Below are 7,772 nucleotides of genomic sequence, written 5' to 3'. Positions count from 1 at the left end.
CGCTTGGCAAGATCGATCGCGAGAATGTGAACGTCAGTCATGTGCTCCTCCTTCTCCAGCGCACTGTCGCGCCGGTCAGGCATCATACGATGCCGGGCGAAGGGGGCATCCACCCCATCAGTTCACACAGAAAATCGATAACAGGTACACCGTCCATCCGATTCACCCACACGGCTGGACAAGAACCCCGCCAAACTGGCAACGGCAATCCAGCGTTTGGAGACTGACATGAGCGGCATGGGCCAATTCGACTGGGCGGACCCCTTTTTCCTCGACGACCAGCTCGAGGATGACGAGCGGATGATCCGCGATACGGCGCGCGCCTATGCGCAGGAAAAGCTCGCGCCGCGCATCATAGACGCATTCCAGAATGAAGTGACCGATGTCGCGATCTTCCGCGAGATGGGCGAGCTTGGCCTGCTCGGGCCGACCGTGCCGGAGCAATATGGCGGCGTCGGCGCCTCCTATGTCGCCTACGGCTTGGTCGCACGCGAGGTCGAGCGAGTCGATTCCGGCTATCGCTCGATGATGAGCGTGCAGTCGAGCCTCGTGATGTATCCGATCTACGCCTATGGCTCGGAGGAGCAGAAGCATAAATATCTGCCCAAGCTGGCGAGCGGCGAATGGATCGGCTGTTTCGGCCTGACCGAGCCCGATGCCGGCTCCGACCCGGGCGGGATGCGCACCAAGGCCGAGAAGATCGACGGTGGCTATCGCCTGTCGGGTGCCAAGACCTGGATCTCCAATTCGCCGATCGCCGATGTCTTCATCGTCTGGGCCAAGTCCGACCATCATGGCGGCGGCATTCGCGGCTTTGTCCTGGAAAAGGGCCTGAAGGGCCTCGAGACGCCCAAGATCGAGGGCAAGCTGTCGCTGCGGACGTCGATCACCGGCATGATCATGCTCGACGGCGTCGAGGTCGGCGAGGATGCCTTGCTTCCCGAGGTGCAGGGCCTGAAGGGGCCGTTCGGTTGCCTCAACCGCGCGCGCTACGGGATCAGCTGGGGCGCGCTCGGCGCGGCCGAATTCTGCATGCACGCCGCGCGGCAATATGGCCTCGACCGGCATCAGTTCGGCAAGCCGCTCGCCGCCAATCAGCTCTATCAGAAGAAGCTCGCCGACATGGAGACCGAGATCGCGCTCGGCCTGCAGGCGTCGCTTCGCGTCGGCCGGCTGATGGATGAAGGCCGTTTCGCGCCGGAGATGGTCTCGATCGTCAAGCGCAACAATGTCGGCAAGGCGCTCGATATCGCGCGCCACGCCCGCGACATGCATGGCGGCAACGGCATTTCGGGCGAATATCAGGTGATGCGCCACCTGATGAACCTCGAGACGGTCAACACCTATGAAGGCGCGCATGACGTCCATGCGCTGATCCTTGGCCGCGCGATCACGGGGATTGCGGCATTCTGATCATGGGTGCGCCGCCCCTCACCGGCCTGAAGGTCGTCGAGCTTGCCCGCATCCTCGCCGGGCCTTGGGCGGGCCAAACGCTGGCCGATCTCGGCGCGGACGTGATCAAGGTCGAGAGCCCCGAGGGTGACGATACGCGCACCTGGGGCCCGCCCTTCATCACCAATCCCGACGGCAGCCGCGACGCGGGCTATTTCCACGCCACCAACCGCGGCAAGAAATCGGTCGTGATCGACTTCCGCACGCCCGAAGGCCAGGCGCAGGTCCACGCGCTGATCGCCGATGCCGATGTCGTGATCGAGAATTTCAAGGTTGGCGCACTGGCCAAATACGGCCTTGATTATGCCAGCCTGAGCGCGCTCAATCCGCGGCTGGTCTATTGCTCGATCACCGGCTTCGGCCAGACCGGGCCCTATGCACATCGTCCCGGTTACGACTTCATCATCCAGGGCATGGGCGGGATCATGGACCTGACCGGCGAGCCCGACGGCGCGCCGCAAAAGACCGGCGTCGCCTTTGCCGACATCTTCACCGGGCTTTATTCGGTGATCGCGATTCAGGCGGCGCTCGCCGCGCGCGAGAAGACCGGGCGCGGGCAGCAGATCGACATGTCGCTGCTCGACACGATGACCGGCGTGCTGGCCAATCAGGCGATGAACTATTTCGTCAGCGGCGTGACGCCGCCACGGGTCGGCAATGCGCATATGAACGTGTCGCCCTATGCCGTCTTCCCGACGCGCGACGGCTGGTTCATCCTCGCGGTCGGCAATGACGGACAGTATCAGCGCTTCTGTGCGGCCCTCGGGCTCACCGCACTGGCCAGCGATCCGCGCTATGCGACCAATGCCGGGCGGCTCGAGCACAAGCCGGCATTATTCGCTGCGATCACTGAAGCGACCTCGCTGCTTGATCGCGACCCGCTGCTCGCCACACTGGAGGGCGTCGGCGTGCCCGCCGGGCCGATCAACACCGTCGCCCAGGCCTTTGCCGATCCGCAGGTGGTGCATCGCGGCATGGCGCTGACACTCGATCGCGACGGCCAGACGCTCCCGGGACTGCGCACGCCGATCACTTTCTCCGAGTCCGGTCTTGCACTTGATCGTGCTGCACCGATGCTGGGGGCGGACAATCCGGAGATCGAGCCATGACCACGCCGCCGCTACACGGCATTCGCATCGTCGAGATCGGCAGCATCGGCCCCGGCCCGTTTTGCGGCATGATGCTTGCCGATCACGGCGCGGAGGTGATCCGTATCGCACGCCCGGGCGGCGCCAAGAGCGTCACAGTGGAGAGCACCGATCCGTTGCTCCGCTCGCGCCGTACGATCACGCTTGACCTCAAAGAGCCAGAGGCAATCGCAGCGGTGCGCCGGATCGCCGCGACCGCCGACGGCCTGTTCGAAGGGTTTCGGCCCGGGGTGATGGAGCGGCTCGGACTCGGCCCGGATGTGCTGATCGGCGACAACCCCAAGCTCGTTTATGGTCGCATGACCGGCTGGGGCCAGACCGGGCCGCTGGCCCAGGCTCCGGGCCACGATATCAACTATATCGCGCTGTCGGGCGCGCTGCACGCCTATGGTCCGGCCGGCGGCAAGCCCGGCTTCCCGATCAACATGGTCGGCGACTTTGGCGGCGGCGGGATGATGCTCGCCTTCGGCATGCTCAGCGCCATTTTGAGCGCGAAAGCGACCGGATGCGGTCAGGTGGTCGATTGCGCTATGACCGAGGGGTCGGCGGTATTGATGAGCATGATCTGGGGCTTTCGCGGGGCTGGTCGGTGGAGCAACGCACGCGGCACCAATTTGCTCGATGGCGGCGCACATTTCTACGACACGTACGAAACCGCTGATGGGAAATGGGTTTCGATCGGTGCGATCGAACCGCAATTCTATGCCGCACTCCGCCAGGTCATGGCACTGAACGGCGACGAATGGGCCTCGCAGTTCGACCCGCGCCGATGGCCATCGCTCAAGGCACGCCTGACCGAAATGTTCAGGACCCGCACCCGCGACCAATGGTGCGCCGCGTTCGAGGGTCATGAAGTGTGCTTCGCGCCGGTGCTCGGCTTCGATGAGGCAGTCGCCGATCCGCACAACGTCGCGCGCGGCGCGTTCGTCGAGGTGGGCGGGATCGTCCAGCCCGCCCCTGCCCCGCGCTATTCGGTCAGCGAGACCGTCATGCCGACGGCACCGAATGGCCCGGAGAGCGCCACGATCCTCGCCGAGTGCGGATTCTCACCTGACGAGATCGCCGCGCTGACCGCTTAGCTTGCAGCGAGTTCCGGCGCCGGACGGCGCGCATACAGGCCATAAGCGAAGATGATCGCGTAGCACGCCGCAGGCAGAATCATCGCGAACTGCAGCGTCGAATGATCGGCGATCAATCCGGTCAGCGGCGGGATGACCGCACCGCCAACGATCGCCATGGCGATGATCCCCGATCCTTCGGCCGCCCGCCGTCCGAGGCCTTCGCTGGCAAGGCTGAAGATGGTCGGGAACATGATCGAGTTCATCAGACCGATCGCCAGCAACGACCAGCCGGCGATAGCGCCCGTCGTATTGGTCGAGACGAGCAGCAGCGCGATGGCGCCGACCGACACGACTGCCAGCACCTTGCCGGGCGAGAAGACACGCAACGCAAAGGCTCCGATGAACCGGCCGACCATCGCACCGCCCCAATAATAGGCGACGTGCTTGCCGGCGGTGACCGCGTCGAAGCCCAGGACATTGGTCTGTTCGAGATAGCTGACGATCAGCGAGCCGATCGCGACTTCGGCGCCGACATAGAGGAAGATGCACATCGCGCCGATACCGAAGCGCGGCCGGACGAGCAGGCCGAATGCCTTCAGCACGCTGCCCGTATCGTCGACGACATTGCCGAGCCGGTTGCGCCGGGTCCATACCACGGCTGCGACAATGACCAGCGCCACTGCCAGCCCGAGATAGGTGCGCACCACCATCTGGGTTTCCGCCGTGCGATAGGCATCGAGTGCAGCGCCGCTCAGGGTCGAGACATCGACCGTCGCCAGCGAGCCCAGGATCAGGATCGAGCCGACAATCGGGAATACCGTGGTGCCGACCGAATTGAAGAACTGCGCGAAGGTCAGGCGGCTATGCGCGGTACGCGGCGGCCCGAGCAATGAGATCAGCGGGTTCGCCACCACCTGCACCGTGGTGATCCCGGCCGCGAGCACGAACAGCGCAAGCAGGAATACCGCAAAGGTGCCCGACTGCGACGCCGGGACGAACAACAGGCAGCCCGCCGTCATGGTCAGCAGGCCGATCGATGCAGCACGCATATAGCCGGCCTTGCGGACGATCGCCGCAGCGGGGATCGAGAAGATGAAATAGGCGGCGAAAAAGGCCGATTGCACCAGCAACGCCTGGGCATAGCTGAGCGTGAAAAGGTCCTTCAGCTTGGGGATGATCACGTCGTTCAACGATGTGATGCCGCCGAAGATGAAGAACAGCGCGAAGACGAACACCTGAAGGTCGGGCGCATCAACGCCCTTGGTCGCGGTTTCATCGACAGGCAATGCGCCTGGTGCCGTGGTGGTCGGATCAACGTGCATTCAGGCGCTCCCTATCTTCCGGCGTCTAAGGTACCGGTGACTCGCAAAGCACCTTGGCGCATTGCCGCACTATCTGGCAATCGGCCTCGCGCATAATCGCTGGGAACGTTCGCAATTCATCTAGCCGAAGCGATATCCCGACACGGCCCAGCCCAGCACATGGTCGCGATAGTCGCGCACCGCAGGACCATCACCGCCGGCTCCGAGCGCGACCATCAGCGGCAGCAGATGCTCCGCCTCGGGATGCGCGAAGCGGGCATGAGGCAATTCCTCCCATCGGATCACGCGCTCGGCCCGTGCCGCCGGATCGGGATCGATCACCGCTTCGGTCAGGGCCGCATCCCATTGATCGGCGACCGACGTGACCTGAGAACCGCGAACGCGCAGATTGTGGAAGCTCATACCCGAGCCGATGATCAGTACACCCTCATCGCGCAGCGGCGCCAGCGCACGGCCGATCGCGATGTGCGCTGCCGGGTCGAGATCCTTGCGCAGCGACATCTGCGCCAGCGGGATGTCCGCGTCGGGCAGCGCGACCATCATGGGGATGAACACGCCGTGATCCCAGCCCCGCGCCGCTTCCTCACGCACCGGGAAACCCGCCGCCGCCAATAGCTCGCCGGCACGGCGCGCGACGTCAGGCGCGCCGGCTGCGGGCCATTGCAGGTGATAGGTATGCGCGGGAAAGCCGAAATAGTCATACATCAGCGGCTGACCGTCGCCGACATGCACGGTGACGTCCTGTTCCTCCCAATGCCCCGAGACAAGCAGGATCGCCCGTGGCCGTTCGGGCAGCGAACCGATCAGGCCGGCGAGATAGGCCTGCATCGGCCGCCACATCGCATCGGGCGGTCCGCCGGCCGGGTCCATGAAGAAGCAGGGACCGCCCCCATGAGGCACGAAAAGAGTTGGCAATGTCATGGTCCGGATATCGGCCGCACCTGGTTCATGGGCAATGCGCCGTTCGGAAACGCCCCGTTTCGCAATGGCCGCCATGTCGCTAAGGTCGGTACATGACCCGTTTCACCGTCAACAATCAGCCGATCCAGTACCGGATGGATCCGTCGACGCCCCTGCTCTGGGCATTGCGCGACGCGTCCAACCTGACCGGCACGAAATATGGCTGCGGCAACGGCCATTGCGGCGCGTGCACGGTCGATATCGATGGTCAGGCGGTACGCTCCTGCCAGACCACCATCGGCTCGATCGAAGGAAGCTTCGTCACCACTATCGAGGGCTTGTCGCGCGAACGGGATCACCCGGCGCAGCTGGCCTTCATTGCCGAGAATGTACCGCAATGCGGCTTCTGCATTCCCGGCATGATCATGGCGACCGCCGTCCTGCTGAAGAAGAACGGCAACCCGACCGAGGACGATATCCGGGAGAATATCACCAATTTGTGCCGCTGCGGCATCTACCCCCGCCTGGTCGAGGCAGTATTACGCGCGGCGCGCGCGCAACGCGGCGATGAAACGATCCCCGCCGGCGTGCCATCCGGGATCGATCCCGCAGATGCAGCAAGACTTGTTCCGGCGCTGCTGCCCACCAAATAGGGAATTGTCCCGAAACCTTTCGCAATGCTGTCATCGTAATTCAGAAACGGCTCATCGGGAATGGCGCATACCCCGTCCATCAACCGGGCCTTTGTGCGCCGGTGCTATGGAAGGGTTCAAAATGCGTGCATCGATATTGGCGGCCTTGATGGCCGCAACAGCCCTGATCCCGTCGATGGCTTCGGCGGGGGACATGAATGGTCAACGTGAGGACCGCGGTCGAGAAATTCGCCAGGGTCGCGGCAATGACGGCGGCCAGCGGCCGGCTCCGCGGGCCGAAAGCCCGCGCCCGGCGCCGCAGATCCAGCAGCCTCAGCCGCAGCCGCGCCCGCAGACTTTCGAAGGTCGCGGCAATGGTTCGGGACGCGGCAATTGGGAAGGTCGCCCCCAGGGCCGGGGATGGGAAGGCCGGCCGCAAGCGCAGCGGCCCGATGTCCAGCAGCCCCAGCCTCAACCCCAGCCGCGGCCCCAGGTACAGCCGGGGCGCGGCGGCAATGACGGTCGTGACAATAATGGCGGCTGGCGCGGCAATCGCGGCGGTAACGACGGTCGCAACAACGGCGACTGGCGTGGCAACCGTGGCGACAATGACGGCCGCGACAATAACGGCGGCTGGCGCGGCAACCGCGGCGGCAATGACGGTCGCGACAATAACGGCGGCTGGCGCGGCAACCGCGGCGGCAATGATGGTCGCGACAACAACGGCGGCTGGCGTGGCAACCGCGGCGGCAATGATGGTCGCGACAACAACGGCGGCTGGCGTGGCAATCGCGGCGGCAACGACGGCCGCAACAACGGCGACTGGCGTGGCAATCGCGGCAATGATCACCGCGCCTGGAACCGCGACTGGCGCCGCGACGGCCGCTACAACTGGAACGACCGGCGCTTGCGCAATCGCAATGCCTATCACCTGCCGCGCTATTACGCGCCCTATGGCTGGAGCTATGGCTATCGTCGCTTCTCGATCGGCTTCACGCTGAGCTCGATCCTGTTCAACCAGAATTACTGGATCGACGATGCGGAAGGCTATGGCCTGCCGGAAGCGTACGGGCCGTATCGCTGGGTGCGCTATTATAATGACGCGCTGCTGGTCGATATCTACACCGGCGAAGTGGTCGACACGGTGTACGGCATCTTCTGGTAAGCCAACCTCGTTTCGTCAGGACAAGCCCGTCGGGGAAACCCGGCGGGCTTTTCTTTGGACGGAGAACGTCGGGCCGTTTGGGCGAGAAGTCC

General features: G+C 64.5%; 8 protein-coding genes. 6 read left to right on the top strand and 2 right to left on the bottom strand.

The genetic code is table 11. The features are described 5' to 3' along the window. From ACRECS_RS21330 to ACRECS_RS21315, 4 genes are all read left to right on the top strand, one after another. The coding region (locus ACRECS_RS21330; RefSeq protein WP_431584974.1) for a hypothetical protein at nt 1-227 on the top strand (227 nt) is incomplete at its 5' end. A 1-nt stretch (nt 228) separates the two neighbouring features. Further along, on the top strand, nt 229-1,413 hold the full coding sequence (locus ACRECS_RS21325; RefSeq protein WP_431584973.1) for an acyl-CoA dehydrogenase: 1,185 nt from the start codon (nt 229-231) through the stop codon (nt 1,411-1,413). Nucleotides 1,414-1,415: 2 nt separating this feature from the next. Then, nucleotides 1,416-2,561: a CaiB/BaiF CoA transferase family protein gene (locus tag ACRECS_RS21320; protein WP_431584972.1), complete on the top strand. Its 1,146-nt coding sequence runs from the start codon at nt 1,416-1,418 to the stop codon at nt 2,559-2,561. After that, on the top strand, nt 2,558-3,679 hold the full coding sequence (locus ACRECS_RS21315; RefSeq protein WP_431584971.1) for a CaiB/BaiF CoA transferase family protein: 1,122 nt from the start codon (nt 2,558-2,560) through the stop codon (nt 3,677-3,679). The genes ACRECS_RS21320 and ACRECS_RS21315 overlap by 4 nt, the downstream gene beginning before the upstream one ends. On the opposite strand, the gene ACRECS_RS21310 is transcribed toward ACRECS_RS21315, so the two are convergent. Then, on the bottom strand, nt 3,676-4,983 hold the full coding sequence (locus ACRECS_RS21310) for a sugar MFS transporter (protein WP_431584970.1): 1,308 nt from the start codon (nt 4,981-4,983) through the stop codon (nt 3,676-3,678). The genes ACRECS_RS21315 and ACRECS_RS21310 overlap by 4 nt on opposite strands. Nucleotides 4,984-5,103: 120 nt before the next feature. Continuing rightward, nucleotides 5,104-5,904 carry a DODA-type extradiol aromatic ring-opening family dioxygenase gene (locus ACRECS_RS21305; RefSeq protein WP_431584975.1) on the bottom strand — a complete coding sequence of 267 codons (801 nt, stop codon included), beginning with the start codon at nt 5,902-5,904 and terminating at the stop codon, nt 5,104-5,106. A gap of 92 nt (nt 5,905-5,996) precedes the next feature. On the opposite strand from ACRECS_RS21305, the gene ACRECS_RS21300 reads away from it, so the two are divergent. Together ACRECS_RS21300 and ACRECS_RS21295 are read left to right on the top strand one after the other, a co-directional pair. Further along, nucleotides 5,997-6,536, top strand: a complete 540-nt coding sequence (locus ACRECS_RS21300; protein WP_431584969.1) for a (2Fe-2S)-binding protein — start codon at nt 5,997-5,999, stop codon at nt 6,534-6,536. 148 nt (nt 6,537-6,684) lie between these two features. Continuing rightward, entirely contained in the window at nt 6,685-7,680 is a 996-nt protein-coding gene (locus tag ACRECS_RS21295; RefSeq protein WP_431584968.1) for an RcnB family protein, read from the top strand. The last annotated feature ends 92 nt before the right edge of the window (nt 7,681-7,772 follow it).

Source organism: Sphingomonas sp. (assembly GCF_050725575.1).
In the GTDB taxonomy this organism is placed as follows: domain Bacteria; phylum Pseudomonadota; class Alphaproteobacteria; order Sphingomonadales; family Sphingomonadaceae; genus Sphingomonas.
The sequence above is the reverse complement of the archived record's forward strand: the minus strand, read 5'-3'. Positions and strand labels throughout refer to the sequence as shown.